At 53.7% G+C, this 242-nt stretch carries 1 protein-coding gene; it reads right to left on the reverse strand.

What is annotated here, in order from left to right; genetic code table 11:
• Window positions 1-209: hypothetical protein (locus tag ACL9RG_RS22790; protein ID WP_422794919.1), on the reverse strand; the 209-nt coding region annotated here is incomplete at its 3' end.
• Window positions 210-242 lie beyond the last annotated feature (33 nt).

Here is a 242-nt window from a genome sequence, read left to right on the forward strand (position 1 = left end):
CGGACCGGCTCGGTAAAGATGTCGCCGTTTCTCACCTCTCGCTCAGCGTTATTTTGAGTGCGCCTTGCTGGTTTTTTAAGGTCAAAAGCTGATGCGGGTTTGCGAACATCTGACTTCAGGTCGTACAGAGATAGCCGCAAATAACGGGCCTTTGGCCTGCCTTCACTCGGGATTCGGACCGGCTCGGTAAAGATGTCGCCGTTTCTCACCTCTCGCTCAGCGTTATTTTGAGTGCGCCTTGC

The organism is Rouxiella sp. Mn2063 (assembly GCF_049319665.1).
Taxonomy (GTDB): Bacteria; Pseudomonadota; Gammaproteobacteria; order Enterobacterales; family Enterobacteriaceae; genus JBMOUD01.